The organism is Mycobacterium sp. NGS45, assembly GCF_059812645.1.
The window spans coordinates 72,816-99,725 of record NZ_JCALDB010000017.1 but is presented as its reverse complement, the minus strand read 5'-3'; the positions used below and the strand labels follow the sequence as shown (position 1 = coordinate 99,725).

Annotated in this window: 22 protein-coding genes; 14 read left to right on the top strand and 8 right to left on the bottom strand. The window is 69.6% G+C overall.

Going from position 1 to position 26,910, the window contains the following annotated elements; genetic code table 11:
* Positions 1 to 819: 819 nt before the first annotated feature.
* Positions 820 to 1,608, bottom strand: a complete 789-nt coding sequence (locus tag AC5Y3P_RS16375) for an Rv0361 family membrane protein (RefSeq protein WP_500046971.1) — start codon at positions 1,606 to 1,608, stop codon at positions 820 to 822.
* A gap of 121 nt (positions 1,609 to 1,729) precedes the next feature.
* Between AC5Y3P_RS16375 and AC5Y3P_RS16370 the strand changes: the two genes are divergently transcribed.
* Positions 1,730 to 2,146 (top strand): DUF3151 domain-containing protein, encoded by a 417-nt coding sequence (locus AC5Y3P_RS16370; protein ID WP_500046970.1) that lies wholly within the window; start codon positions 1,730 to 1,732, stop codon positions 2,144 to 2,146.
* Here AC5Y3P_RS16370 and AC5Y3P_RS16365 read toward each other — a convergent pair.
* From AC5Y3P_RS16365 to AC5Y3P_RS16355, 3 genes are all read right to left on the bottom strand, one after another.
* Positions 2,143 to 3,054, bottom strand: coding sequence for a cation diffusion facilitator family transporter (locus AC5Y3P_RS16365; RefSeq protein ID WP_500046969.1), 912 nt, complete (start codon positions 3,052 to 3,054; stop codon positions 2,143 to 2,145). The two genes, AC5Y3P_RS16370 and AC5Y3P_RS16365, sit on opposite strands and share 4 nt — an antisense overlap.
* A 203-nt stretch (positions 3,055 to 3,257) precedes the next feature.
* Positions 3,258 to 4,040 carry a site-2 protease family protein gene (locus AC5Y3P_RS16360; RefSeq protein WP_500046968.1) on the bottom strand — a complete coding sequence of 261 codons (783 nt, stop codon included), beginning with the start codon at positions 4,038 to 4,040 and terminating at the stop codon, positions 3,258 to 3,260.
* Between the two features lie 10 nt (positions 4,041 to 4,050).
* Positions 4,051 to 4,662, bottom strand: coding sequence for a peptidase M50 (locus AC5Y3P_RS16355; RefSeq protein WP_500046967.1), 612 nt, complete (start codon positions 4,660 to 4,662; stop codon positions 4,051 to 4,053).
* A gap of 84 nt (positions 4,663 to 4,746) precedes the next feature.
* Here AC5Y3P_RS16355 and AC5Y3P_RS16350 point away from each other — a divergent pair, with 84 nt between their 5' ends.
* Positions 4,747 to 6,042: an adenylosuccinate synthase gene (locus tag AC5Y3P_RS16350; RefSeq protein ID WP_500046966.1), complete on the top strand. Its 1,296-nt coding sequence runs from the start codon at positions 4,747 to 4,749 to the stop codon at positions 6,040 to 6,042.
* Positions 6,042 to 6,689: a PaaI family thioesterase gene (locus AC5Y3P_RS16345; protein ID WP_500046965.1), complete on the top strand. Its 648-nt coding sequence runs from the start codon at positions 6,042 to 6,044 to the stop codon at positions 6,687 to 6,689. The genes AC5Y3P_RS16350 and AC5Y3P_RS16345 overlap by 1 nt, the downstream gene beginning before the upstream one ends.
* 10 nt (positions 6,690 to 6,699) lie before the next feature.
* Here the strand turns inward: AC5Y3P_RS16345 and AC5Y3P_RS16340 are convergent, their stop codons facing one another.
* Positions 6,700 to 8,742 carry an MMPL family transporter gene (locus AC5Y3P_RS16340; protein WP_500046977.1) on the bottom strand — a complete coding sequence of 681 codons (2,043 nt, stop codon included), beginning with the start codon at positions 8,740 to 8,742 and terminating at the stop codon, positions 6,700 to 6,702.
* 115 nt (positions 8,743 to 8,857) lie between these two features.
* Here AC5Y3P_RS16340 and purT point away from each other — a divergent pair, with 115 nt between their 5' ends.
* The 5 genes from purT (at position 8,858) to AC5Y3P_RS16315 (ending at position 14,892) form a co-directional block, all read left to right on the top strand.
* Positions 8,858 to 10,090, top strand: a complete 1,233-nt coding sequence (purT, locus tag AC5Y3P_RS16335; protein WP_500046964.1) for a formate-dependent phosphoribosylglycinamide formyltransferase — start codon at positions 8,858 to 8,860, stop codon at positions 10,088 to 10,090.
* Positions 10,087 to 10,524: an Rv0361 family membrane protein gene (locus AC5Y3P_RS16330; RefSeq protein WP_500046963.1), complete on the top strand. Its 438-nt coding sequence runs from the start codon at positions 10,087 to 10,089 to the stop codon at positions 10,522 to 10,524. Before purT ends, AC5Y3P_RS16330 begins: the two co-directional genes overlap by 4 nt.
* Positions 10,525 to 10,557: 33 nt before the next feature.
* Positions 10,558 to 10,971, top strand: a complete 414-nt coding sequence (locus AC5Y3P_RS16325) for a rhodanese-like domain-containing protein (protein ID WP_500046962.1) — start codon at positions 10,558 to 10,560, stop codon at positions 10,969 to 10,971.
* Between the two features lie 11 nt (positions 10,972 to 10,982).
* Positions 10,983 to 12,194 carry an O-succinylhomoserine sulfhydrylase gene (locus AC5Y3P_RS16320; RefSeq protein ID WP_500046976.1) on the top strand — a complete coding sequence of 404 codons (1,212 nt, stop codon included), beginning with the start codon at positions 10,983 to 10,985 and terminating at the stop codon, positions 12,192 to 12,194.
* Between the two features lie 76 nt (positions 12,195 to 12,270).
* Positions 12,271 to 14,892 (top strand): helix-turn-helix transcriptional regulator, encoded by a 2,622-nt coding sequence (locus AC5Y3P_RS16315; RefSeq protein ID WP_500046961.1) that lies wholly within the window; start codon positions 12,271 to 12,273, stop codon positions 14,890 to 14,892.
* On the opposite strand, the gene AC5Y3P_RS16310 is transcribed toward AC5Y3P_RS16315, so the two are convergent.
* Positions 14,893 to 15,744 carry an SDR family oxidoreductase gene (locus AC5Y3P_RS16310; protein ID WP_500046960.1) on the bottom strand — a complete coding sequence of 284 codons (852 nt, stop codon included), beginning with the start codon at positions 15,742 to 15,744 and terminating at the stop codon, positions 14,893 to 14,895.
* Positions 15,745 to 15,869: 125 nt separating this feature from the next.
* Between AC5Y3P_RS16310 and AC5Y3P_RS16305 the strand changes: the two genes are divergently transcribed.
* Genes AC5Y3P_RS16305 through AC5Y3P_RS16295 form a run of 3 tightly spaced genes read left to right on the top strand, consistent with a single transcriptional unit; the run spans position 15,870 to position 19,455 of the window.
* Positions 15,870 to 16,991: an LLM class flavin-dependent oxidoreductase gene (locus AC5Y3P_RS16305; RefSeq protein WP_500046959.1), complete on the top strand. Its 1,122-nt coding sequence runs from the start codon at positions 15,870 to 15,872 to the stop codon at positions 16,989 to 16,991.
* On the top strand, positions 16,988 to 18,109 hold the full coding sequence (locus AC5Y3P_RS16300) for an LLM class flavin-dependent oxidoreductase (RefSeq protein ID WP_500046958.1): 1,122 nt from the start codon (positions 16,988 to 16,990) through the stop codon (positions 18,107 to 18,109). The genes AC5Y3P_RS16305 and AC5Y3P_RS16300 overlap by 4 nt, the downstream gene beginning before the upstream one ends.
* On the top strand, positions 18,106 to 19,455 hold the full coding sequence (locus AC5Y3P_RS16295; RefSeq protein ID WP_500046957.1) for an NtaA/DmoA family FMN-dependent monooxygenase: 1,350 nt from the start codon (positions 18,106 to 18,108) through the stop codon (positions 19,453 to 19,455). Before AC5Y3P_RS16300 ends, AC5Y3P_RS16295 begins: the two co-directional genes overlap by 4 nt.
* Here AC5Y3P_RS16295 and AC5Y3P_RS16290 read toward each other — a convergent pair.
* Entirely contained in the window at positions 19,452 to 20,201 is a 750-nt protein-coding gene (locus tag AC5Y3P_RS16290) for an MBL fold metallo-hydrolase (RefSeq protein ID WP_500046956.1), read from the bottom strand. The two genes, AC5Y3P_RS16295 and AC5Y3P_RS16290, sit on opposite strands and share 4 nt — an antisense overlap.
* Positions 20,202 to 20,236: 35 nt before the next feature.
* Between AC5Y3P_RS16290 and fgd the strand changes: the two genes are divergently transcribed.
* The 3 genes from fgd to AC5Y3P_RS16275 all read left to right on the top strand — a co-directional run bounded on the left by fgd (position 20,237) and on the right by AC5Y3P_RS16275 (position 24,607).
* Positions 20,237 to 21,247, top strand: coding sequence for a glucose-6-phosphate dehydrogenase (coenzyme-F420) (gene fgd, locus AC5Y3P_RS16285; protein WP_500046955.1), 1,011 nt, complete (start codon positions 20,237 to 20,239; stop codon positions 21,245 to 21,247).
* Positions 21,248 to 21,319: 72 nt separating this feature from the next.
* Positions 21,320 to 23,404, top strand: coding sequence for a phosphate acetyltransferase (gene pta, locus AC5Y3P_RS16280; protein WP_500046954.1), 2,085 nt, complete (start codon positions 21,320 to 21,322; stop codon positions 23,402 to 23,404).
* Between the two features lie 3 nt (positions 23,405 to 23,407).
* Complete coding sequence (locus AC5Y3P_RS16275) at positions 23,408 to 24,607, top strand: acetate kinase (protein WP_500046953.1); 1,200 nt, start codon at positions 23,408 to 23,410, stop codon at positions 24,605 to 24,607.
* Positions 24,608 to 24,625: 18 nt separating this feature from the next.
* Here AC5Y3P_RS16275 and AC5Y3P_RS16270 read toward each other — a convergent pair whose 3' ends face one another.
* A complete protein-coding gene (locus AC5Y3P_RS16270; protein ID WP_500046952.1) occupies positions 24,626 to 26,908 on the bottom strand; it encodes a serine/threonine-protein kinase PknG in 2,283 nt (760 codons plus the stop codon).
* Positions 26,909 to 26,910 lie beyond the last annotated feature (2 nt).

The window sequence follows — 26,910 nt, the reverse complement described above, 5'->3', positions numbered from 1 at the left end:
CTTATTGGCCACCTACGGGCAGTCCTCATGTCCGCCCACGGGCAGTTCCCGATGTCCATTGACACTGGAGCGGACTCAGTGCCGCGCGATCGACGGCCGGGAAGGGTTGGCGTTGCTGCAGGGTGTCCAGGGTGTCGGGGTGCCGGGCCAATTGCAGGCCGAGCGCGGTGAGTGCGACCGCGGCGATTGCGACCGTGGTGAGGATCCAGGGCCAGCGGGGTCTGCCGGAAACACGCACCAAGAAAGGCTAGCCCGCGATTTTCCCAGCCGGACGCACGATTTCGGTGCTGGCAAGTGTGCCTTGGTTGCACACAGTGTGCGGGCAGTGCACGCGAAACCGCCTTCAGGTGTGCCCTGGTTGCACACGGTGTGCGGGGAGTGCTCGCAGGTGTGCCTTGGTTGCACACGCTGTGCGGGGAGTGCACGCGAAACTGCCTTCAGGTGTGCCCCCGTTGCACACGGTGTGCGGGGAGTGCTCGCAGGTGTGCCTTGGTTGCACGCAGTGTGCGGGCAGTGCACGCGAAACTGCCTTCGGGCGTGCCCCCGTTGCACACGGTGTGCGGGGAGTGCTCGCAGGTGTGCCTTGGTTGCACACGCTGTGCGGGCAGTGCACGCGAAACTGCCTTCAGGTGTGCCCTGGTTGCACACGGTGTGCGGGGAGTGCTCGCAGGTGTGCCTTGGTTGCACGCAGTGTGCGGGGAGTGCACGCGAAACTGCCTTCAGGTGTGCCCTGGTTGCACACGGTGTGCGGGGAGTGCTCGCAGGTGTGCCTTGGTTGCACGCAGTGTGCGGGGAGTGCACGCACGTTGGCGACGGGTCTCACTCCTCGTACTGGCAGATCTTCCAGTGGTCGTCGCGGAACTGCAGATCCAAGCTGCGCTTGGACCGCACCGCCGGGGCCGAGGCCATGAACGCGGTGACGTTGGCTTCGGCGTGTTCGCCGTTGATCACCACTTCGTCGATCCGGTCGATCACCGGGTACTGACCGGCCGCGTGGATCTGGGCCTGGTCGGCGTCCCACTGCTGATCGTCGTAGCTGTTGTAGTACTCGGCTTGGTTGCCGCAGGTGATGCTGCGCAGGGTTGCCAGATCGCCCTGCTGGATCGCGGTGTCGTAGGTCATGATCGTTTCGCGCACGCGGTCCGGATGCGCCGAGCCGCCGCCCCCGCGGGTGAGCAGCAAGGTGGCCAGCACGGCCACCGCAGCCAGCGCGGCGATCACCAGGACCAGTGCTGTCACCCAACCCCAGCTGCGCTTCTTCGGCGGCGCGGTCGGACCGCCGGACCGAGGCGGAATCGCCTGCGGGGTAGCAGTTCTCGGTGTCGTGACGTCGGCCGGCGGAGTCGCTGAAACCACCGTCTCGGCGCCGGGTTGCACGGGTTCGAAGACCTCGGTTTCCGGTTCCGGGGCACGGTGGATGATCTGGGTTCCACCGTCCATGCCCGACGGCGCGGTGTAGCGACGCTCACCGGGCGGGATCGACGGGTCCGGCTCGGTGACCGCACCCTGCGCGGCGATGATCTCGGTTTCCGGATCGGTGGGCTGTTCGACGGCAGCGGTGGGCTGGCTGTCGGGATCCGGCTGGGCCGGATTCGGCGGGGTTGACACGGTGGCGAAAGTCCCTTCCCGATTCGACCGGTGCATGACCGGCTCAGTGAGCCCGTCAGGTTTGAGCGTAGCGGTGCGCCCGGTGCCGGCGCGGTCCGTTGCGCACGGCACAATAGTCGCCATGACGCGGATGGGTGATCTGCTGGGTCCTGATCCAGTGTTGCTGCCGGGCGATCCGGAAGCCGAAGCACAGTTGGTGGCAGGTGAGCGCGCCGCGATCGTGGCGGCCGCGCATCCGTCGGCCTCGGTGGCCTGGGCGACGCTGGCCGAGCGCGCGCTGGACGACGATCAGGCGATCACCGCCTACGCGTACGCCCGCACCGGATATCACCGCGGTCTGGATCAGTTGCGCCGCAACGGCTGGAAGGGTTTCGGGCCGGTGCCGTTCGCGCACGAGCCGAACCAGGGCTTCCTGCGCTGCGTGGCCGCGCTGGCCCGGGCTGCCGACGCGATCGGCGAAACCCCGGAATATCAGCGCTGCCTGGATCTGCTCGACGACTGTGATCCGGCTGCCCGCGCCGAACTGGGTTTGCGTTAGCAGTCCGGCAGGCCGCACTCACCGACGCCGTCGGGCGGTTCGATCTGAACTGTGGCGTGGCCCAAGCCGCGGGCGGCCAGCACGGCCCGGGCATCGACGAGCACCTGCGCGGTGTCGACCCGGTTGCGGGCCGTGGTCAGATGCGCGGTGGCCATGTCCTTACCAGGCACCAGCGTCCACACGTGCAGGTCGTGCACGTCGGTGACACCGGGCACGGCCTGCAGCGCTGCCCGCAGCTCGTCGACGTCGATGTGCCGGGGTGATGATTCACTCAGGATCCGCAGTGCCTGCCGGGCCAGCGAGACCGCGCGCGGCAGCACCCACAGCGCCACCAGGACCGCGACGACGACGTCGGCGTAGGGCCAGCCGGTGGTGACCGTGACGATCCCGGCGATCAGCACCCCGATGCTGCTGACGGCGTCGGCCACCACCTCCATGTAGGCGCCCTTGACCGCCAAGCTGTGCTCGGAGTCCGGCCTCAGCAGCAGCATCACGACCAGGTTGGCCAGCAGACCCAGCAGCGCCACCACGATCATCGGCACCCCGGGTACGTGGGGTGCATTGCCCAGCCGTTCGATCGCCTCGTAGAGGATGAAGCCGGCCACGCCGAGCAGCAGGGCCGCGTTGGCCACCGCGGTGAACACCTCGGCGCGATGCCATCCGTAGGTGCGGGAGGTCGACGCCGGACCGTAGCGGGCCAACAGCACCGCGGTCAGGCCCATGAACATCGCGACCAGGTCGGTCAGCATGTGTCCGGCATCGGCTAGCAGTGCGATCGAATTGATCAGCAGCGCGGTGGTCAACTCGACGACGAAGAACACCGCCAGGATCGCGGCCGCAATCACCATCCGGCTGACCCGGGTGTCCTCGCGCCCATGCGCGTGCCCGTGAGCGTGACCCGCACCCATGCGACAGAATATATGCAGAAATACGCATATAAAGCAAGGTCGATGTCGCGCGCTGGGAGGTACTTCGCAGGTCATTCGCAGTCAGCGCGTCTGGAAGCCGGTGAACACCGGGACGTAGGTTGGAGATTCCCTGCGCCGGGGACGGCAGCGGCAGAGGATCAGCCCTCTGGAGAGGGGACTGCTGCCGCCTCGGCGTAGCTGGCTCAGCGCCAGAACAAGGTCTGGCTGAAGCCGATCGCGGCCAGCCCCTGGTTGCCGCCGAACGCGTCGAACACCGCGAACACGAACCCGAAGAACCAGCCGTTCAGCGGGGGCAGCAGCAACACCACCACCAGGATCAGGATGCCCCACTGCTTGACGCCGGCCAGGGCGCGTTGGGTCGGCCAACTCAGGTGTGGCTCCAGCGCCGCGTAACCGTCCAGGCCGGGGATCGGCAGCAGGTTGAGCACCAGCGCCATGATCTGCAGCAATCCCAGGAAAGCCACGCCGGACCAGAACACCACGTGGTCGGGTTGGACCGGGTCGAAGAACACCGCGGTGGTGCCCAACAGCAGCACCGCGAGCACCAGGTTGGCGAACGGCCCGGCCAGACTGACCAGGCTGCGTTGGGTCTTGGTCATGCCGCCGGTGCTCACCCAGACCGCGCCGCCGGGCAGGCCGATCCCGCCCATCGCGATGAACAGCAGCGGCAGCACCAGCGACAGGCCCGGGTGCGAGTACCTGAGCGGGTTCAGCGTGAGGTAACCGCGGACCGCGACGTCGTGGTCACCGAACCGCCACGCGGTGAACGCGTGCCCGAATTCGTGCAGGCACAGCGAGACCACCCAGCCGGCGATGACGAAGATGAACACCCCGAGGTAGGCCAGCGGCTTGTTGACGTCGGAGGAGGCCTGCCAGGCGATCACCCCGCCGCACGCCGTGACCGCGAGGATGGCCAGAAAGACCGGGCTCGGACGCACCGACTGCCGGATGGGCCTGATGTTCACGACCGAAACGCTACCGGCTGAGCCACCGGCGCGGCCGCGGCCGGCCGACGCACAGCCAGCCTTCGATGTGCCGGTAGAACGTCGAACGTTTGACGGTTCGCGGTGCCGGGACGCCGTCGCGCAGCACGGTGGCGCCGGTGGTGCCCAGTTGTGCGGCCCGGCCCGACACCCAGCGGCCGCCGCGCACCCGGGCCCGCAGCCCGGGCTGGTCCGGCAGCGGCTCGATGTCGAGGGCGGCCGCGCGGCCGTCGAACAATACGGTGTCGTCGACGATGCCCTCGCCCTCGATGGCCGCGGCGTCGGCCGGCGGCAGCCAGCTGGCCCGGCCGACGATCACGGTGCCGGTCTCGTCGCGGATCAACGGAACCCGCCGCGCCGCTGCGGTGCGGGCCCGCCGGGCAGTCCACGGGCCGGTCACGTGCGCCACCTCGACGTCGAGCCGCTCGCACCGCAGCAACCGGGTCAAAACCACCGCCAGGTCGCCCGGCGCGCCCAGCACGACGAGTCGGCCGGCATCGTCGAGGGCGGCGTCGACGTCCTCGGGCGCGTTCACCTGGACCACTGGTAGCGCCGTCAAACTGCGCGGCACGCGGCGTTCGCCGAACAGCAACACAACGGTCAACGGGGCTCCTGGGGGTGGACTGGGATAGTGTGTCTCACCGGCTGGTGACCATAACAACAAGGCAAATGGGCAGGAGATTGTGCCATGCCGGCAATCGTCCTCATCGGCGCCCAATGGGGCGACGAGGGCAAAGGTAAGGCCACGGACCTCCTAGGTGGCCGTGTGCAGTGGGTGGTCCGCTATCAAGGTGGCAACAACGCCGGCCACACCGTGGTGTTGCCGAGCGGCGAGAACTTCGCGCTGCACCTGATCCCGTCGGGCATCTTGACCCCCGGGGTCTCCAACGTGATCGGTAACGGTGTGGTGGTCGATCCCGGTGTGCTGCTCACCGAGCTGTCCGGGCTCGAGGACCGCGGGGTGGACACCTCGCGGCTGCTGATCTCCGCCGACGCGCACCTGCTGATGCCGTATCACGTGGCCATCGACAAGGTGGTGGAACGCTACGCCGGCAGCAAGAAGATCGGCACCACCGGCCGCGGTATCGGCCCGTGCTACCAGGACAAGATCGCCCGGATCGGGATCCGGGTCGCCGACGTGCTCGACGAGGGCGAGCTGGCGCAGAAGATCGAGGCGGCCCTGGACTTCAAGAACCAGGTGCTGGTCAAGATCTACAACCGCAAGGCGCTGGACGCCCGCGAGGTGACCGACAACCTGCTCGAGCAGGCCGAAGGGTTCAAGCATCGGATCGCCGACACCCGATTGCTGCTCGGTGAAGCCTTGGAGCGCGGCGAGACCGTGCTGCTGGAGGGTTCGCAGGGCACGCTGCTCGACGTCGACCACGGCACCTATCCGTATGTGACGTCGTCGAACCCGACCGCCGGCGGTGCCGCGGTGGGTTCGGGCATCGGCCCCACCCGGATCACCACGGTGCTGGGGATCCTGAAGGCCTACACGACGCGGGTCGGCTCGGGGCCGTTCCCCACCGAACTGTTCGACGAGCACGGTGCGTACCTGGCCAAGACCGGCGGCGAGGTGGGCGTGACCACCGGCCGAGCCCGCCGGTGCGGCTGGTTCGATGCCGTCATCGCGCGCTACGCCACCCGGGTCAACGGCATCACCGACTACTTCCTGACCAAACTCGACGTGCTCTCCAGCCTGCAGACCGTGCCGATCTGCGTGGGCTACACCGTGAACGGCAAGCGCACCCTGGAGATGCCGATGACCCAGGCCGACATCCACCGCGCCGAGCCGATCTACGAGGAGATGCCCGGCTGGTGGGAGGACATCTCCGGCGCGCGCGAGTTCGACGACCTGCCGGCCAAGGCCCGCGACTATGTGTTGCGCCTGGAAGAGCTTGCCGGAGCTTATGTTTCGTGCATCGGCGTCGGCCCGGGCCGGGATCAGACCATCGTGCGGCGCGACGTCCTGGCTGCCCGCTAGTGTCCGCGGACTACGGTTTGGATCCGCGCCGGGTCGACCCGAACTACGACCGGCACGGCGGTTTCCCGGTCTTCGAAGCCGCCCAGCCCGGACCGGGTTTCGGGCGGTTCCTGGCCGGTATGCGCCGGTTGCAGGACCTCGCGGTGTCCACCGACCCCGGGCCGGCCACCTGGGAGAGCCTGGCCGAGCAGGTGGATTCCCTTGTCGCGCAACTCGAGCCGTTCCAGGTCGGCGAGGGCGTCGGGCCCGCCAACCGGGTACCGGATCTGCCCGGCGCGGGCAGTCTGCTGATGCCGCCGTGGGTGGTCGACAAGTTCGAACCCGACGAGGTGCTGCTGCGGGTCACCTTCAGCCGCTTCCACGTGGGCGGTAACTCGGCGGTGCACGGCGGGGTGCTGCCGCTGCTGTTCGACTCGCTGTTCGGCATGGTCATCCACGCCACCGGCCGGCCGATCAGCCGCACCGCGTTCCTGCACGTCGACTACCGCAAGGTCACCCCGATCGACACCGAATTGCAGGTGCGCGGCTGGCTGCGGGAAGCCGAGGGCCGCAAGGCGTTCGTCAACGCCGAACTGCGCGACCCGGACGGCAACCTGCTGGCCGAGGCCAACGGTTTGATGATCCGGCTGCTGGCCGGCCAGCCGTAGCGCCCCGGCTTCAGTCCAGCTTGGCCGGCCACCACACCTTGGGGCCGATCAGGGTGAACAGCGCCGGGATCACCACGGTGCGCACCAGGAAGGTGTCCAGCAGGATGCCCAGGCCGACGATGATGCCGAGCTGGGTCAACACGATCAGCGGCAGCACGCCCAGCACGCAGAACACCGCCGCCAAAACGATTCCGGCGCTGGTGATCACCGCACCGGTGGCCGACACCGCGCGCACGATGCCGTCCCGGGTGCCATGGTCGACCGCCTCCTCGCGGCAGCGGGTGACCAGGAAGATGGTGTAGTCCACACCCAGGGCGACCAGGAACAGGAACGCGAACAGCGGCGTGCTGGTGTCCAGCGCCGGGAAGCCGAAGACGTGCACACTGACCCAGCCGCCCAAACCGAGCGCGGCCAAGGCCGAGAGCACCGTCACGGCGACCAGCAGCACCGGCGCCAGCAGCGAGCGCAGCAGCACCACCAGCACGGCCAACACCACCGCCAGGATCGCCGGGATGATCACCATGCGGTCGTGCGCCGCACCGTCGCGGACGTCCAACGCCTGCGCGTCGGCGCCACCGACCAGCGCCTCGGGGTCGACCTGCTGCACCGAATCCCGCAGCGCGGTAACGGTTTCGAAGGCTTCATCGCTGGCCGGGGCGGCGTCGGTCACCACCGACCACTGGGTCAGGCCGGTGTCGGTGGCGCCGGCTTGGGTTGCCGAGACCACACCCGGGGTGGCGTCGATGGCCTGCTGCAGAGCGGCCGCCCGATCGGTGCCGCCGACCACCCGCAACGGGTCGGTCATGCCGCTGGGGAAGTGCTCGGAGAGGGTTTCGAAACCGGCGACCGATTCGGCCTGCACCCGGAACTGCTCGGTCTGGGTCAGCCCGGTCGACACCCCGAGCCAGCCGCAGGCCAGCACCACCAGTCCGATCAGCGCGGCCGCCAGCACCGGCACCGGTCGGCGCGCGACCCCGGCGGCGATCGAATGCCACACCCCGCCCTCGGTGCTCGGCGCGGCACCGGGTCGCGGGATGAACGGCCAGAACAACCGGGTTCCGCACAGCGCCAGCAGTGGCGGCAGCACCAGCAGCGAGAACAACACCGCCACAATCAGGCCGGAGGCGGCCTGCACCCCGAGGCTGCGGGTGCTCGGCGCCAATCCCAGCAGCAGCGTGAGCAGGGCCAGGACCACGGTCGCGTTGCTGGCCAGGATCGCCGGACCGGCGGTGCGCACCGCGACCGCCAACGCCGCGCGGTGATCACCACCGGCGTCGGGCAGCGCGTGCCGGGCCGGCGTGGTGCTGCCGGACTGCGGGCGGCGCAGCTCCTCGCGGTAGCGCGAAATCAGCAGCAGCGCATAGTTGGTGCCCGCGCCGAACACCAGCACGCTGGTGATGCCGGCGGTGGAACCATCGGATGTCAGCCCGAACAGCTCTGCGCTGTGTTCGCCGAGCACCGCACCGACCCGGTCGGCAAACGCGATCACCAGCAGCGGAACCAGCCACAGCACCGGTGAGCGGTAGGTCAGGATCAACAGCACGGCCACCACGGCCGCGGTCACCGCCAACAACGTGAAGTTCGCCCCGGAGAACGCGTCGGCGATGTCGGCGCCGAAGGCCGGGCCTCCGGTCAGCTGTGCCCGCAGCTCGCCGGGCAGGCCGTCGGAGGCTTTGTCGCGCAACGACTTCACCGTGTCGTTGAGCTCGAAACCGGACAGTGCGGTGTCCAACGGAACCGCGGACAGTGCGGCCTGCCCATCGGGGGACACCGCCGGCGGTGCACCTGAGATGCGTTGGCTGGCCGCGGTCGCCGCGTCCCGGTCGGCCGGTGACAGCGCGGCGCCGTCGGTGCGGGTGACGACCAGGATGGCCGGCGCCTGATCCCCGCCGGGAAACTCGGCCAGGACCTGCGCGGCGCGCGCCGCCTCGGCCGACTCGGGCAGTGCCACCGGGGATTGGGACGCCGAGTCCGAACTGCCGGACACGCCCAACAGTGCACCGCCGAACAGCAATACCAGCAGCGCGATGAGCCAGGAGCTGCGTGCGGTCACGGCCTCGCCGAATCGGGTCCAGGTCACCGGCCCAAGATACCCAGCAAAGTGCCGGCCCTAACGTGACCTCGGTCGCCCTACCGGCGGGGCGGGCAGGTGCACCTATCCTGTGGGCATGCCCAGCACTCCAGTCGACAGCTCACGGCCGCGACCGGTGGTGCTGCTGCTGGGTTCGGGTGATTTCGGCCGCGAGTTGGTGATCGCGCACCAGCAACTCGGTGCGCACGTGGTGGCCGCCGACGGCTATCCCGGCGCCCCGGCGCACGGGGTCGCCGACGAAGCCGTGGTGGTGCAGCTGACCGATCCGGACGCGCTCGGCGCGCTGCTCGAACGGGTGGCCCCGGATTTCGTGGTACCCGCCACCGAGGCCGTCGCGGTCGACCCGCTGGTCCACGCCGCCGACGATGTGCAGGTGGTGCCCAGCGCGCGCAGCGCCCGGCTGGCGCTGGACCGCGAAGGGCTGCGCCGGCTGGCCGCCGACGAACTGGGTTTGCCCACCGCACCGTTCTGGTTCGCCGGGTCGGCGGCCGAGCTGACCGCGATCGCCGAGCACGCCGGGCTGCCGTTGGTGGTCAAACCCATGATGGCGGTACCCGGCGAAGGGCAGTCGGTGCTGCTGCGGCCAGAAGACGTCGAACCTGCCTGGCAGCGCGCCGTGGCCGCCGGCGGTCAGTTCGCGCACCACCGGGTGCTGGCCGAGACCGTCGTCGAGATCGACCACGAGGTGACGTTGCTGGCCGTGCGCACCGACACCGACGGTCCGTTGCGCTTCTTCGACCCGATCGGGCACCGGCACGTCACCGGCGGCACCGGTGAGACGGTGCTGGAGTCCTGGCAGCCGCAACCGCTGAGCCCGACCGCCGCCGAGACTGCGCGCTCGGTGGCCGCCCGGATCGTCGGTGCGCTGGGCGGCCGCGGGGTGTTCGCGGTGGAACTGCTGATCCGCGGGGATGAGGTGTACTTCTCCGATGTGTCCGCGATCCCCAGCGATGCCGCGCTGGTGACGCTGCGCTCGCAGCGGCTGTCCCAGTTCGATCTGCATGCGCGCGCCACGCTGGGTCTGCCGGTGGACGCGCTGATGATCTCGCCGGCGGCCGCCGAGGTCCGCTATCTGGTTCCGGAAGCCACCGGCGCCGAAGCCTCCGGCGCCGACGCCACACCGACCACGTCGGCGCTGGGCGCGGCCCTCGCGGTGCCCGAAACCGACGTCTGGGTCGGCTCGGCCGGTGCCGGCAACGGGCCGGCGCGCCGTCGGGCCGCGGTCGCGTTGGCCACCGCACCCGACGTCCCGACCGCCCGCGACCGGGTCCGGCAGGCCACCGCAGCATTAGGAAAGGCGAACCGATGAGCGACGACGATCCCAGCTCCGGCGGGCCGGGCCCGTTCCTGGCCGCCCTGGTGGTCATTGCCGTCGTACTGATCGGAATTGTCGTCGCCACCGTGCTCAGCCGGGGCAGCGACCAGGAGCAGGAAGGCGTGGTGCGCGCCGCGATCGGACAGAACGACGCGTTGCAGCGCGGCGACTATGCGGCGTTCCGGGCCAACACCTGCGCGGCGCAGGCCGGCACCGAAGCCGCGGTGCTGGCCAGACAGGACAAGTCGGTGGCCGAACGCGGCGCCCGCTACGTGGACAACGTGATCGGCGTCGCCGTCGACGGCGAGCGGGCCACCGCCACGGTGGTCTACCACTTCGCCAACGCCGAGGACGACAAGATCGAGATCGCCGCCGAATTCACCCGCGAAGACGGCACCTGGCGGATGTGCTCGGAGACGCCGTCCTGAAACCGGCTCAACCGGGTGTGGAAAAATCGTGACGTGAGCTATGCCGGAGACATCACGCCCGAGCAGGCGTGGAAGATGCTCAACGACAACCCCGACGCCGTCCTGGTGGACGTGCGCACCGACGCCGAGTGGAAGTTCGTCGGCGTACCGGACCTGTCCGGGTTGGGGCGCGAGGTCGTGTTCATCGAGTGGAACCGCCTCGACGGAACCCGCAACGCGGACTTCGTCGCCGACCTGACCGCGGCCGGCGTCACCCCCGGCGAACGCCCGGTGCTGTTCCTGTGTCGCTCGGGCAACCGCTCGATCGGCTCGGCCGAGGCCGCCACCGCGGCCGGGATCGGGCCGTCGTACAACATCCTGGACGGCTTCGAAGGCAACCTGGACGAGCAACGGCACCGCGGTCAGACCGGGTGGAAGGCCGTCGGCCTGCCCTGGGTGCAGTCGTGACCGAACCCCAGGTGCCGTCGGTGCGGATCCCGGCGGCCCTGCCCGACGGCGTCAGCCAGGCCACCATCGGGGTCCGCGGCGGCTTGCTGCGCTCGGAGTTCGAGGAGACCTCCGAAGCGCTGTACCTGACCTCGGGCTACGTCTACGCCAGCGCCGGCGACGCCGAGAAGGCCTTCACCGGTGACATCGAGCGGTTCGTCTACTCCCGCTACGGCAACCCCACCATCCAGATGTTCGAAGAGCGGCTGCGGCTGATCGAGGGCGCCCCGGCCGCGTTCGCGACCGCCAGCGGGATGGCCGCGGTGTTCACCGCGCTCGGTGCGCTGCTCGGCGCCGGTGACCGGCTGGTGGCCGCGCGCAGCCTGTTCGGTTCGTGCTTCGTGGTGTGCAACGAGATCCTGCCGCGCTGGGGAGTCGAGACCGTGTTCGTCGACGGCGAGGACCTCGAGCAGTGGGAGCAGGCACTGTCGGTGCCCACCAAGGCGGTGTTCTTCGAGACCCCGTCGAACCCCATGCAGGCGCTGGTCGACATCGAGGCGGTCTGCCAGCTGTCCCATGCCGCCGGCGCAAAGGTGGTGTTGGACAACGTCTTTGCCACCCCGCTGCTGCAGCAGGGGATGCCGCTGGGCGCCGACATCGTGGTGTACTCGGGCACCAAGCACATCGACGGCCAGGGCCGGGTGCTCGGTGGCGCGATCCTGGGTGACCAGGAATACATCGACGGCCCGGTGCAGACCCTGATGCGGCACACCGGCCCGGCGCTGAGCGCGTTCAACGCCTGGACGTTGCTCAAGGGCCTGGAGACCATGGCGGTGCGGGTCGATTACGCCAACCGGTCCGCGCAGCGCATCGCCGAGTTCTTGGAGCAGCACCCCCGGGTGCGCCGGGTGCTCTACCCGTACCTGCCGTCGCATCCGCAATATGACCTGGCCCGCAAACAGATGTCGGGCGGCGGCACGGTGATCACCTTCGAACTCGACGCCCCCGCGGACGCCGGCAAGCAGCGGGCCTTCGAGGTGCTCGACAAACTGCAGGTGGTCGACATCTCCAACAACCTGGGTGATGTGAAGTCGCTGATCACCCACCCGGCGACCACCACGCACCGCGCGATGGGACCCGAGGGCCGCGACGCCATCGGGCTCAGCGACGCCATGGTGCGGATCTCGGTGGGCCTGGAGGGCACCGAGGATTTGCTGGCCGACCTGGATCAAGCGCTGTCCTGACCCGGCGCTCACCGCCGCCGTCAATTAGCAGCTAAAACCGGGTATTCGGCACCCGAGTTGGCGTTATAGTCGCCGAGTGATCAGCGGGGACGCGCTGGCCGGGCGCGGTGCTGAGCTGACGATCCTGCGACGCGCGTTGGGTGGGACCGGTAGTCATGCCGGTGTGGTGATCGCCGGCGCCGCGGGCGTCGGCAAGACCCGTTTGGCCCGGGAACTGCTGAGCCAGGCGGCCGCCGGCGGGACCCGCACCAAGTGGATCGTGGGCACCGCATCGGCGCGACCAATCCCGTTGGGGGCGTTCACGGTATCGCTTGGCGAGGCGGCCGCCGATCCGGTGCCCAGCGTGCGCCGGATCATCAACGGACTGCTGGCCCAGCAGCGGCAGGGCCGGATGCTGATCGGGATCGACGACGCGCACCTGCTCGACGGGTTCTCGGCGCACGTCGTGCACCAGATCGCGCAAACCCGGGAGGCGCGGTTGGTGGTCACGGTGCGTACCGGAGCCGGCGCACCCGACGCGGTGAAGGCGCTGTGGAAGGACGGCCTGCTGACCCGGCTGGATCTGGAGCCGCTGAGCCTGGAAGCCACCCGGGCGATGCTCGAGGGGCTGCTCGAGGGGCCGGTCGATTCGCGTAGTGCACAACGCTTTTGGCGGCTCACCGGTGGCAACGCACTGTTCCTGCAGCAGCTGATCAAGGATCAGGTGGCTGCCGGCCGGGTGCGCCGGGTGGCCGGGGTGTGGATGTGGGACGGCGATCTGGTGGTCTCGCAGAGCATGAGCGATCTGGTTGGCACCCAACTGGATCGGCTGCCGCCCGGGGTGGCCGCCGTGGTCGACGCGCTGTCGCAGTGCGAGCCGCTACCGGCGCAGGTGCTGATCGACCTGGTGGGCCGCGGCGACGTCGAAACCGCCGAGCAGATGCGGCTGATCACCGTCGAACGCAGCGGCGACACACTCGAGGCCCGGCTGTCCCACCCGCTGTTCGGTGAACTGCGGCGGGCCGCGGTCGGCGAGATGTACCTGTCCAAGGTGCGCGGCCAACTCGCGCGCGGCATCGCCGCACACGGGAACGGTGACGCGGCCAGCACGGTGCGGCGCGCGCTGCTGACCTTGGAGTCCGATCTGCCGCCGGACCCGCAGCTGTACGTCGACGCCGCGCGGGCCACCATGACGCTGCTGGACCTCGACCTCGCCGAGCGGTTCGCGCACGCGGCCGCCGACGCCGGATCCGATCAAGCCGTGGAGATCATGGCGATCAACCGGTTCTTGGCCGGCGACGGCCCGGGTGCCGAGACGTTCCTGTCCGAACTGAGCGGCCGTGCCGACGTCGACCAACACCGCTGGATGACGCTGCGGGCCGCCAACATGATCTGGATGCTCAGCGCGGTCGAGGACGCCGACGCCGAGTTGGCCGCGCTGGAGAGTCCGGACGAAACCGCCGCGCAACGCGCCGAGCGCCTGGCCGTGCAGGCCTGTCTGGACGCGGTGTGCGGGCGCTGCGTGGAAGCCGAACGCAACGCCCGGGCCGCGCTCGAGTTCCGGGACCTCAGCGAACTGAACGCGATGCTGGCCTCGGTGGCCCTGATCATGGCCTGCGGGGCGCTCGGTCACGCCGACGACATCACCCCGGTGGCGCATGCGGTGCTGGACCGGGCCGGCAACTCGCACCAGACCTCACACATGCGGTTCTGGTTCGCCGGGGTGTACGCCCGGGCCTGCCGGCTGACCGGACGGCTCGCCGAATGCGGCCGCGCCGCAGCGCATTTGTCCAGCCTGGCCCAGGACATGCCCAGCCTGGCGTACGCCAACCTGGTGTTCATGATGGGGGTCACCGACCTGATGCGCGGGGATCTGCGGTCCGCGGTCACGAAACTGCACGAAGCGCTGGCCGGTGTCGAAACCCACGGTGTGACAAACGGTTTGCGGCCGGCGTGCGTGTTCGGGCTGGCCGAGGCGCACGCCCGGCTCGGCGAATCCGAGCAGGCCGAGCAGATGCTGGCCGAGGCGCGGCACAGCGTGCGCTCGGAGTTCGTCTTCATGCGCACCGCACTGGCGCTGGCCACCGGCTGGACCCAGGCGGCCAGCGGAGCGCTGGCCACGGCCATCGACACCGTGCTCACCGAAGCGCGGCAGTCCGGCGACCGGGGGCAACCCACCCACGAGCTGGCCTGCCTGCAGGCTGCGGTGCAGTGGGGCGGCGGAGCCGACCTGGGCGCGATCGCCCGCCGCACCCGCGAGCTGGCCGATCTGCTCAAGCTGCCGCTGGCCGAGGCGGTGGCGGCGCACGCCGAGGCGCTGCGCGCCGGGGACGGCGAAGGACTGCTGACCGTGGCGCAGGATTATCAGCGGATCGGGGACCGGGCCACCGCAGCTGATGCCGCCGCGCAAGCCGCCGTCGCGTTCACCGCGGCGCAGTCCCGGACCCGGGGTCGCTACGCCGCGGCGATGGCCGCCCAGCTGGCCGAGGAGTGCGGCGGGTTGTGCACGCCGGCCACCCGCAGCCCGGCCACTCCCACTCCGCTGACCGGGCGGCAACGCGAGGTCGCCGAACTGGTGGCTGCCGGGCTGTCCAACAAGGAGATCGCGGACCGATTGTTCACCTCGGTGCGCACCGTGGAAGGCCACCTGTACCGCGCCTGCCAACGCGTCGGCGCCAGCTCGCGCACCGACCTGGCCAAGATCATGCGCGGCCAGTGATCAGTCGATGACCCCGCGGGCGTTCTGCGCGCGCTCCTCGTAGGCGGCCCGGGCCTTGGCGTCGTAGGTCAGGAACACCGTGTCGTTGCCGAGCTTGTGCGCCAGCCAGCGCCGGCCACGCGGCGGCAGCAGCTGGGTCAGGATGCTGATCGGACGCAGCGGGCCGGGCACCGACAGATGCGTGATGGTCGGCTTGTCCAGCACCTTGATCACCCCGGCCGCGATGTCCGACGGCTGCACCGGCTTCTGCGCGGCCGAGGTGTGGGTGCCGGAGATCAGGTCGGTGTTGGTGAACGTCGGCATCACGACGCTGACGTGCACCCCCTGCGGCGCGAACTCGTCGGCCAGCCCGCTGGAGAACCCGACCACCGCGAACTTGGTGCCCGAGTACACCGCCTGCCCGGGCGGGGCCACCAGGCCGGACACCGACGAGATGTTGATGATGTGGCCGCGGTGCCGCTTGGCCATCTCCGGCAACACCAGCCGACAGCCGGTCACCACCCCGGCGAAGTTCACCTCGATGGCGGTGCGGATGGCCTGGTCGGTCTGCTCCAGGAACGGCCCGACCGGCATCACCCCGGCGTTGTTGATCAACACGTCGATGTGCCCCGGGCCGTCACTGCGGGCCTTGTCCAGGAACACCGCGAAGGATTCGGCGTCGGTGACGTCCACCGGGTAGCCGCTGACCTGACCGTGCCGATCCAGCTGGCGGATCGCCTCGTCCAGCGCGGTCCCGTCGCGGTCACCGATCACCACGCGGGCACCGCGAGCCAGCAGCGCCTGCGCGGTGGCGAAGCCGATGCCCCGGGCAGCCCCGGTGATGACGATCGTCTTACCCCTGATGTTGTCCATGGCGCCGAACTTTACACGTGTCAAATTTGTTCCTGAAGGGGCCGAGCACGCCGAATTTGAAATCTCGCTGAGCGCAACCCCGGCTGCGGAATGCGCCGACCGCGTGCTCGTTGGACAGTGAGGTGATGACCTTCCCGGACCCGCAGACCAACCCGCTGCACCTGGCCGTCGCGTTGGACGGCTACGGCTGGCACCGGCAGGCCTGGCGGATCGCCGCCGGGCTCACCGGCCAGCTGCCGGCGGTGACCTCCGGTCGGTACTGGGCCGATCTCGCCGTGACCGCCGAGCGCGGCCTGCTCGACTTCATCACCATCGACGACGCGCTGACCCCGCAACCGGGCCGGCGCGCCGAACTGAGCCCGGGCCGCCTGGTTGGCCGCGCCGACGCGCTGCTCACCGCGGCGCGGATCGCCCCGGTGACCACACACCTGGGACTGGTGCCGGTGGCCACCGTGACCCACACCGAACCGTTCCACCTGTCCAAGGCCATCGCCACCCTGGACTTCGTGTCCCGGGGCCGGGCCGGCTGGCAACCGAGGATCAGCACCACGGCACATGAAGCGGCGCTGTTCGGCCGCCGCCCGGCCGCAGCTCCGGACGAGGCGTTCGACGAAGCCGAAGACGTGGTCGAGGTGGTGCGCCGACTCTGGGACAGCTGGGAGGACGACGCGGTGATCCGCGATGTCGGAAGTGGCCGCTACATCGACCGCGACAAACTGCACTACGTCGACTTCGCCGGCCGCTGGTTCGCGGTCAAAGGACCATCGATCACGCCCCGCCCGCCGCAGGGTCAGCCGCTGGTCGCCGCGCTGGCGCACACCGCCCACGCCTACCAGTTCGGCGCTGCGGCAGCCGATCTGGTGTTCATCACGCCCCGCGACGACGACGAGTTGCGGGCCGCGCTGGCCCAGCTGCGGGCAGCCGGGCAGACGTCGGTGTACCCGGATCTGGTGGTCACCTTCGGCGGGGACACCGAGTTCGGTTCCGACGCCGCGATCTGCGCGGGCACCCCGCAGCAGGTCGCCGAACTGATCGTGCGCTGGCACGACCTCGGTGCCGACGGCGTCCGGCTGCGCCCGGCCGTGCACGCCCGGGACCTGCCGGTGATCGTCGAGCAGCTGGTGCCGCTGCTGGCGCAGACCGGCCGGTTCCGCACCGGGTACCGGGACGGTGAAACCCTGCGGGCCCGGCTCGGGTTGCCGGTCCGGGTCAACCGCTACGCGGGTGCGACGGTGGGTGCGTCGTGACCGTGCCGCTGTCGGTACTCGACCTGGCGCCGATCAGTGCGGGCAGCGACGCCGGCACCGCGCTGCACAACAGCGTGGATCTGGCCCAGCACGCCGAAGCCTGGGGATACCGCCGCTTCTGGGTGGCCGAACACCACTTCGTGGCGGTGGCCAGCGCGGCACCCGCGGTGCTGATCGGCCAGATCGCGAGTGCCACCAAGGACATTCGGGTCGGCGCGGCCGCGGTGCAGCTGGGCTTCAGCACGGCCGTCGCGGTGGTGGAGAGCTTCGGCACGCTGGCCGCGTTCCACCCGGGCCGCATCGATCTGGGCGTGGGTCGCTCGGCGCAACGCCGCACCGAAACCCAACGGGAGGTCCGCGACGGTGCGCGCCCGGCCCGGCCGGCGCGGGTGCGCCGCGAGGTCGACGGGGTGCTCATCCCGGTCCCATTCGACAACAGTGCGGTGCTGGCCGGCCCCCGGATCCGGGCCGGCGGATCGGTGCTGCAGCAACCCGAGGCCCAGGCACCGGACTTCGATCAACTGCTGGCGGACATCCTGGCCCTGATCGACGGCAGCTTCACCGTCGGTGACGTCGGGCTGTCGGCGGTACCCGGACGCGGATCCGGTCTGCTGCCATGGGTTTTCGGTAGTTCGGCCGGGCAGAGCGCCCGGGTTGCGGCGGCCCGCGGGCTGCCGTTCGTGGCCAGTTACCACAGCACGCCCGGTACCGCGCTGGAAGCCGTCGAAACCTACCGGCGGCACTTTGAACCGTCGAGCGCACTGCCCGCGCCCTACGTCGTGGTGTCGGCCGACGTCGTGGTCGCCGACGACGAACCGACCGCACGCCGGCTGGCGGCCGGCTACGGGCACTGGGTGTACGGCATCCGGGCCGGTGACGGTGCCCCGCCGTACCCGGACCCGGCCGACTGCGCGCCGCTGACCGCCGAGCAGCGTGCCGTGGTCGCCGACCGCACCGAAACCCAGTTCGTCGGAGATCCCGAGCAGGTGGCAACCAAATTGCAGGCCCTGCAACAGCTCAGCGGCGCCGACGAGCTGGTGATCACCTCGATGGCCTACCGGCACGAGGACCGGCTGCGCTCCCACGAGCTGCTGGCCAAACAGTGGGGATTGCGATGACCCAGGTTCGAGAAGGCAAACAGCGCAAGCCGATTCACCTGGCCGCACACTTCCCGGGGGTGAACAACACCACGGTGTGGACCGACCCGACATCCGGCAGCCAGGTCGAGTTCGACTCGTTCGTGCACCTGGCCCGTACCGCCGAACGCGGCAAGTTCGACTTCTTCTTCCTGGCCGAAGGTCTGCGGCTGCGTGAGCACCGCGGCCGCATCCACGACCTGGACGTGGTGGGCCGGCCGGACACCTTCACGGTGCTGGCCGCGCTGGCCGCGGTCACCGAACGGCTGGGTTTGGTCGGCACCATCAACACCACCTTCAACGAACCGTTCGAGGTGGCCCGGCAGTTCGCGTCGCTGGACCACCTCTCCGATGGCCGGGCCGGTTGGAACGTGGTCACCTCCTCGGATGCGTTCACCGGGGCGAACTTTCGCCGCGGGGGCTTCCTCGATTACGCCGACCGCTACCTGCGCGCGGGTGAGTTCATCGAGGTGGCTCGAAAGTTCTGGGACAGCTGGGACACCGGCGCGGTGGCGGCCGATCCGGGCACCGGTGTGCACGCCGACCCGGCCCGGATCCACGCGGTGCGGTTCAACGGCGCGCAGTTCGATGTCCGCGGGTTGGCCACCCTGCCGGGTGGGCCGCAGGGCCATCCGGTGCTGCTGCAAGCTGGTGACTCCGATGCCGGCCGCGAGTTCGGTGCCCGCTACGCCGACGCGTTCTTCACCGTGCACGCCGGTCTGGAAGCCGGTCAGCGCTACTACGCCGACGTCAAGGCCAAGGTCGCGGCGCACGGCCGAAACCCGGAGCGGGTCAAGGTGTTTCCAGCCGCCTCGGTGGTGCTGGGCGGCACCCCGGACGAGGCCGCCGCACGGGCTCGGCACATCCGCGAGCAGCAGGTCAGCCCGCAGACCGCGATCGCGATGCTGGAACAGGTGTGGCAGCGCGACCTGTCGGACTACGACCCGGACGGTCCGCTGCCCGACGTCGACCCGGTCGATGACCCGACCGTGAGCCAGGGCCGGGTCCGGCACGCCGACCCGCGCGCGCTGGCTGCGCAGTGGCGCGAACGCGCACAGGCGCAGGGACTTTCGATCCGCGAGTTGATCATCGCGGTCACCGCTCGCGAGCAGTTCGTCGGTACCCCGGCCCAAGTCGCCGACGCCATCGACCGGCACGTCCAGGCCGACGCCTGCGACGGCTTCATCCTGGTGCCGCACCTGACTCCGCACGGCCTGGACGACTTCGTCGACCAGGTGGTGCCGCTGCTGCAGGAGCGCGGTGCGTTCCGCAGCGAGTACGCCGGTGAGACGCTGCGCGACCAGCTGGGCCTGACGCCACCGTCTTAGCCGGCGGCCTGCTCGGCCAGGGTGCGGATCGGGCCGCGCCACATTTCGCCGTGCCCGGGAACCAGCACCTCGGTCTCCAACATGGCCAGCGCGCCCAGGCTGCGTAGACAGCCGTCCTGGTCGTGGTTGAACACCGGGTGCAGTAACTGCGGGCCGCGTCGCGGCGCGGTGGGATGCCCGGTGACCAGGGCGTCACCGGCGACCAAGACGCCGTCGACCAGATACGAACAGTGACCACCGGTGTGCCCGGGGGTGGGGATGGCCAACGGTTGGCCCGGCAGATCCGCGGCGATGTCCTCGGTGAGCGGCTGGGTCGACGGGATCCCGGCGCGCAGGAACGCGCCCTGGCGGGCGATCTGGGCCGACCACTTCAACCAGCGCGGCTGCCAGATCTGCCGGGCCACCGCCAGCGCAGAAACCTGCTCCAGGTACTCCCGCTTGGCGTGCCCAACTTCGTTGGCGTGGCAGTACACCGGGGTCTGGTGTTCGGCGGCGAACCACACCGCGCTGCCGAAGTGGTCGACGTGGGCGTGGGTGAGCAGGATGGCGCGCAGATCGGCGGCGTGATAGCCCAGTTCCCGCAGCGAGGCCAGCACCTCGGCGCGCTGCCCCGGAAAACCCGCGTCGATCAGCAGCACACCGGCCGCCGGATCCGGATCGGTGACCAGCGTCCAGTTCACCAGCGGTGTGGTGGCCAGATACACGGTGTCGGTGACCCGGACCAACTCGTTGCGTGCGGGCGCCATCAGGGCAGTGTAGGTCGAAGGGTAGAACTAGAGATGTGGCTGAACTGAAACTGGGATACAAGGCATCGGCTGAGCAGTTCGCTCCGCGCGAACTCGTCGAACTGGGTGTGGCAGCAGAAGCGGCGGGTATGGACAGCGCCACCGTCAGTGACCACTTCCAGCCCTGGCGACACGAAGGTGGGCACGCGCCGTTCTCGCTGGCCTGGATCACCGCGGTGGGTGAGCGCACCCAGCGGCTGCAGCTCGGGACCTCGGTGCTGACCCCGACCTTCCGGTACAACCCGGCAGTGATCGCGCAGGCGTTCGCCACCATGGCCTGCCTGTACCCGGATCGGATCTTCCTCGGCGTCGGCACCGGTGAGGCGCTCAACGAGATCGCCACCGGCTACGTCGGGGAATGGCCGGAGTTCAAGGAGCGCTTCGCCCGGCTGCGGGAATCGGTGCGGTTGATGCGCGAACTGTGGCGCGGTGACCGGGTCGACTTCGACGGTGACTACTACAAGCTCAAGGGCGCCTCGATCTACGACGTGCCCGACGACGGCGTCCCGATCTACATCGCGGCCGGCGGCCCGGTGGTCGCCAAGTACGCCGGCCGCGCCGGTGACGGGTTCATCTGCACCTCCGGTAAGGGCGCCGAGCTCTACGCCGACAAGCTGATCCCCGCGGTCAAGGAGGGTGCGGCGGCCGCCGACCGCAACCCGGACGACATCGACCGGATGATCGAGATCAAGATCTCCTACGACACCGATCCCGACAAGGCGCTGGAGAACACCCGGTTCTGGGCGCCGTTGTCGCTGACCGCCGAGCAGAAGCACTCCATCGACGACCCGATCGAGATGGAGAAGGCCGCCGACGCGCTGCCCATCGAGCAGGTCGCCAAGCGTTGGATCGTCGCCTCCGACCCCGACCAGGCCGTCGAGCAGGTTGCCCAGTACGTCAAGTGGGGCCTGAACCACCTGGTGTTCCACGCTCCCGGACACGACCAGCGCCGGTTCCTGGAGCTGTTCGCGCGTGATCTGGAGCCGCGGCTGCGCAAACTGGGCTGAGTCGGCCCGGTTGGCCGGTGTTGCTCGGGTTGGTTGTCGCGTTCTGCGGTCGGATGAGGAAAGCTGGGCGCCGTGGTAGAGACCAACGGCGGACCCAACGCAACGGCCATCTACGTCGCAGCCCCGGAAGGCGACACCGGCAAGTCGACCATCGCGCTGGGGATCCTGCACCGGTTGCGCGCCACCGTGCCGCGGGTCGGGGTGTTCCGGCCGATCGCCCGGCTCGGTGAGGCACGCGACTACATCCTGGAATTGTTGCTGGCGCAGACCACCGCCGGGCTGCCCTACGAAGACTGCGTCGGGGTCAGCTATCAGCAGCTGCACGAGGACCCGGCCGCGGCGCTGGTCGCGATCGTGGACCGCTATCACGCGGTGGCGGATCGCTGCGATGCGGTGCTGATCGTCGGCAGCGACTACACCGATGTGGCCAGCCCGAGCGAGCTGTCGATGAACGCCCGGATCGCGGCCAACCTGGGCGCACCGGTGGTGTTGGCGGTGCGGGCCAAGGGCCGCACCCCGCACGAGGTGGCCCAGGTGGTCGAACTGTGCCTGGCCGAGATCGCCAACCAGCACGCGTACCCCGCCGCGGTGGTGGCCAACCGGGCCGACCCCGATCAGCTCGCCGACGTGGCCGCGGCGCTGGCCGGTATCGAACCCAAGGCCTACGTGCTGCCCGAGGATCCGCTGCTGGTCGCACCGTCGGTGGGCGAGCTGGTCAGCGCGGTGGACGGCACCCTGATCAAAGGCGACCAGGAACTGCTCGGTCGCGAGGTGCTCGGCGTGATGGTGGCCGGGATGACCGCCGACCACGTGCTGGAGCGGCTGCGCGAGGGGATGGCCGTGATCACCCCCGGCGACCGCTCCGACGTGGTGCTGGCGGTGATGAGTGCCAATGCCGCTGAAGGCTTTCCGTCGCTGTCGACGGTGATCCTCAACGGTGGCCTGGAGTTGCACCCGGCGATCGCCGATCTGGTCGACGGGCTGGGTTCGCGGCTGCCGATCATCGCGACCGATCTGGGCACCTTCGACACCGCCAGCGCGGTGGCCTCGGCCCGCGGCCGGGTCACCGCGGACTCCGAGCGCAAGATCTACACCGCGCTGGAGTTGGTCGACACCCACGTCGACCTCGGCGAATTGTTGGAGCGGCTGGCGGTGCCGATCCCGACGGTCACCACACCGCAGATGTTCGAGTACGAGCTGATCGACCGGGCCCGCTCGGACCGCAAACGCATCGTGTTGCCCGAAGGCGACGACGACCGCATCCTGCACGCCGCGGGCCGGCTGCTGCTGCGCGGCGTCGCCGACCTGACCATCCTGGGCGACGAAACCCAGATCCGGTTGCGGGCAGCCGAACTCGGTGTCGACATCAGTGCCGCGACCGTGCTCAACCCGAAGACCAGCGAGCTGTGCGACAAGTTCGCCGAGCAGTACGCCGAGATGCGCAAGCACAAGGGTGTCACCGTCGAACAGGCCCGCGAGACCATTCATGACGTGTCGTACTTCGGCACCATGCTGGTGCACAACGAGATCGTGGACGGCATGGTGTCCGGCGCTGCGCACACCACGGCGCACACCGTGCGGCCGGCCTTCGAGATCATCCGGACCGCGCCGTCGGTGTCGACGGTGTCGAGCATCTTCTTGATGTGTCTGTCCGACCGGGTGCTGGCCTACGGCGACTGCGCGATCGTGCCGGATCCCACCGCCGAGCAGCTCGCCGACATCGCGATCAGTTCGGCGCGCACCGCCGCCCAGTTCGGCATCGAACCGCGGGTGGCCATGCTGTCCTACTCGACCGGCAATTCCGGAACCGGTGCCGACGTCGAGAAGGTGCGCACGGCAACCGAATTGGTCCGGCGTCGGGAACCCGACCTGCTGGTCGAAGGGCCGATCCAGTACGACGCGGCGGTGGAGCCGTCGGTGGCGGCGTCCAAGATGCCGGATTCGGCGGTGGCCGGCCGGGCCACCGTGCTGATCTTCCCGGACCTCAACACCGGCAACAACACCTACAAGGCCGTGCAGCGCAGCGCCGGGGCGGTCGCGATCGGGCCGGTGCTGCAGGGGCTCAACAAACCGGTCAACGACCTGTCCCGCGGTGCGCTGGTCGCCGACATCGTCAACACCGTGGCGATCACCGCCATCCAGGCCCAGGGGAGCTGAGACGTGCGACCTACCGTGCTGGTACTCAATTCCGGCTCCTCGTCGATCAAATTCAGTCTGGTGCAACCAGATACCGGCGCCTCGGTGGCCGACGGGATCATCGAACGGATCGGTGAGGACCACTCGATGGCCACCCTGGAGTTCGGTGGGCTCAAGATCGAACGCGAACGCCGGGTGGTCGACCACGAGGCCGCGCTGCGGCTGGCCTTCGAGTTGTTCGCCGAGGCCGGTGGCCATCTGGAGACCCTGGGTTTGGTGGCCGTCGGGCACCGGATGGTGCACGGCGGCAGCGAGCTGTACCGGCCGACCCTGATCGACGACAGCTTCATCCCGAAGGTCGACGAGCTCTCACCGCTTGCGCCGCTGCACAATCCGCCCGGCTTGCGCGGCGTGGAGGTGGCCCGCAAACTGCTGCCCGACGTGCCGCACATCGCGGTGTTCGACACCGCGTTCTTCCACGACCTACCACCTGCGGCGGCCACCTACGCGCTGGACCACGAACTCGCGCAGCGCTGGGGGATCCGGCGGTACGGGTTCCACGGCACCTCACACCAGTACGTCAGTCAGCAGGCCGCGGTCTTCCTCGGCGCCGAACCCGAAAGCCTGAACCAGATCGTGCTGCACCTGGGCAACGGTGCGTCGGCCTCGGCGATCGCCGGTGGCCGGCCGGTGGACACCTCGATGGGCCTGACCCCGATGGAGGGGCTGGTGATGGGCACCCGCAGCGGTGACGTGGATCCCGGGATCATCTTCTACCTGGCGCGCACCGCCGGGCTGCCGTTCGAGGAGATCGAGTCGATCCTCAACCGGCGCTCCGGGGTGTACGGATTGGGCGGCGACAACGACTTCCGGGAACTGCATCGGCGCATCCAAAACGGGGACGAGGCAGCCAGACTCGGCTACGATGTGTACATCCACCGGCTGCGCAAGTACATTGGCGCCTACCTGGCGGTGCTGGGCAACACCGACGTCATCACGTTCACCGCCGGCGTGGGCGAGAACGACGCCGCGGTGCGCCGCGATGCGTTGACCGGGCTGGCCCCGCTGGGCATCGAGATCGACGAGCACCTCAACGACAGTCCGGCCCGCGGGCCGCGGGTGATCTCGGCGGAGAACTCGCCGACCACCGTGCTGGTCATCCCCACCGACGAGGAGTTGGCCATCGCGCGGGACTGCATGGACGTGCTGGCCGCCGGGCAGTAGCGCGCCGCCGGTGCCGGCTCAGAAGGTGCTCGTCGGGCGCACGGTGTTGGCCATGTCGACCAGCGTGTAGCGGTGCGCGCGGTTCGGGGTTTGCCGGGCCAGGGCCCGCAGCGCGGACTCCACACCCAGTTGTAGCCCGTGCTGGGTGAACGGGAAACCCAGGATGTGGTTGGTGCTGGCTTCGTGGTCGGTGATCCAGTCCAGCGCGGTCCCCAACACCAACGCCCGCAGCTGCAGCACCCGGGGCTCGGTGTCCGGCAGGGCTTCCACGCGCCGGGCGGCGTCCCGGATGTTCTCCTCGCTGAGCTCACTGGTGGACCGGCCGGCCAGCAGGGTCACCGCACTGGTCAGCCGGGCGGTGGTGAAATGCCGTGAGGCGGCCGGAACTTCGTCGAGGGTGCGTACCGCACCTTCGCGATCGCCGAGCGCAGCCTGGGCGCGGGCCAGACCGAAACCGGCCGAGATCACACCCTCGTCGGTCCACCACACGGTGCGGTAGAACTGTTCTTCGGCGGTGCTGCTGGCCAGCTCCGCGGTGGCCGCCAACGCGAGTTTGGGCCCCAGTTCACCGGGCAGGTGATCGAGCACCTCGGTGAAATGCTTGGTGGCCGAATCGTAGTCGGCGGTCAGGAGTTCGGAGACCGCACGGAACCAGACCAGTCGCCACTGCCAGCCGACCCGGTCGGCCAAGTCGTCGAGCTTGCGGGTGGCCTTGGCCACATCGCCGAGGTCCAGCAGCGCGCGGACCTCCATCAGCGGTAGTTCGATCGATTCGGACAGGTCGATGCCGTCGGAGTCCAGCGCGCCGTGCCGGGCCGCGCGCAGCGAGTCCAGGGTCTGCACCGGCTGGGACAACACGTTGGCGCTCAACACCGTTGCGGCCACGTCGCTGGGGTCCACCAGCGGCACCGGCAGCGCGGTGACGATCTCGGCGCCGGTCAGCTTCTCCGAATGCGGTTTGCCGTCCAGGTAGACATCGGTGTGCGCAACCAACAGGTCGACGCCGAAGGTGGACCGGGACCGGCTGAACATCGTTGACAGGCCGGGCCGCGGAATGCCGGTGTCGGCGGCCACCACTTCGCGCAGCACGCCGAGTAGCTGACCGGACATCTCGTCGGCGGTGGCGAACCGGCGGCGCGGGTCCGGGTCGATGGCGCGGCGCAGCAACCGGCCGAAGCTGTCGTACTGGGTGAGCACCGGATCGTCCTCGGGCAGGCCGTCGACGTAGCGGCCGTGCTTGGTGCGCAGCCGCAGCGTCAGCGCTGCCAGGGTGCGTCCGACGGTGTAGATGTCGGTCTGCACGGTGGGTCCGGTGCGCACGATCTCGGGCGCCTGATAACCGGGTGTGCCGTAGAGGTAGCCGAACGAGTTGATCCGGGAGACCGCGCCCAGGTCGATCAGCTTGAGTTGCTCCTCGGTGAGCATGATGTTCTCGGGTTTGAGGTCGTTGTAGCACAACCCGAGCGAGTGCAGATAACCCAGCGCCGGCAGGATCTCCAGCATGTAGGCGATCGCCTGGGCGACCGGAAGTCGTTGGTCGCGACTCTGTTTGAGCGAGGTGCCGCCGACGTACTCCATCACGATGTAGCCGACCGGCTCGCCGTGCCGGTCCGGGTGCTCAACGAAGTTGTAGATCTTGACGATCGACGGGTGCACCACCTCGGCCAGGAACTGCCGTTCGGCCATCGCGATGGCCTGGGCTTCGGCGTCCCCGGAATGCACCAGACCCTTGAGCACCACCGGCCGTTCGTTGACGTTGTGGTCCACCGCCAGGTACACCCAGCCCAGGCCGCCGTGTGCCACGCAGCCCTTGATCTCGTACTGGTCGGCGACCATGTCACCGGGACCCAGCTGCGGCAGGAACGAGTAGGCGCTGCCGCAGTGCGGGCACCAGCCCTCCGACAGTGCCGCGCCGTCCGGGGTGGACCGGCCGACCGGCTTGCCGCAGTTCCAGCAGAACCGTTTCGATTCCGCGACAACCGGATTGGTCATCAGTGCGGCGAACGGGTCGATCTCCGGAACCCGCGGGATCTCGACCATGCCGCCACCGAGGCGGCGGGCGGGTGCGATGGCGCGGGTCAGTGCATTCGGGTAGTCGTCGCGGCCGGTGGTGACGATGACGTCGTCCTCGTCGTCGTCGAACTGCGGCCGGAAGATGGCCTGGGTGGCCATCGGCCGCATGGTCGACGCCGAGTCGAACAGCATCTCGGCCGGCTGGGTGCCGGGGCCGCCGTCGTCGTGCGGGTCGTCGACCGACGCGTCGGGCGTCGTGCGGTCCTGGTCGGGTTCGGTGTCTGCCATCG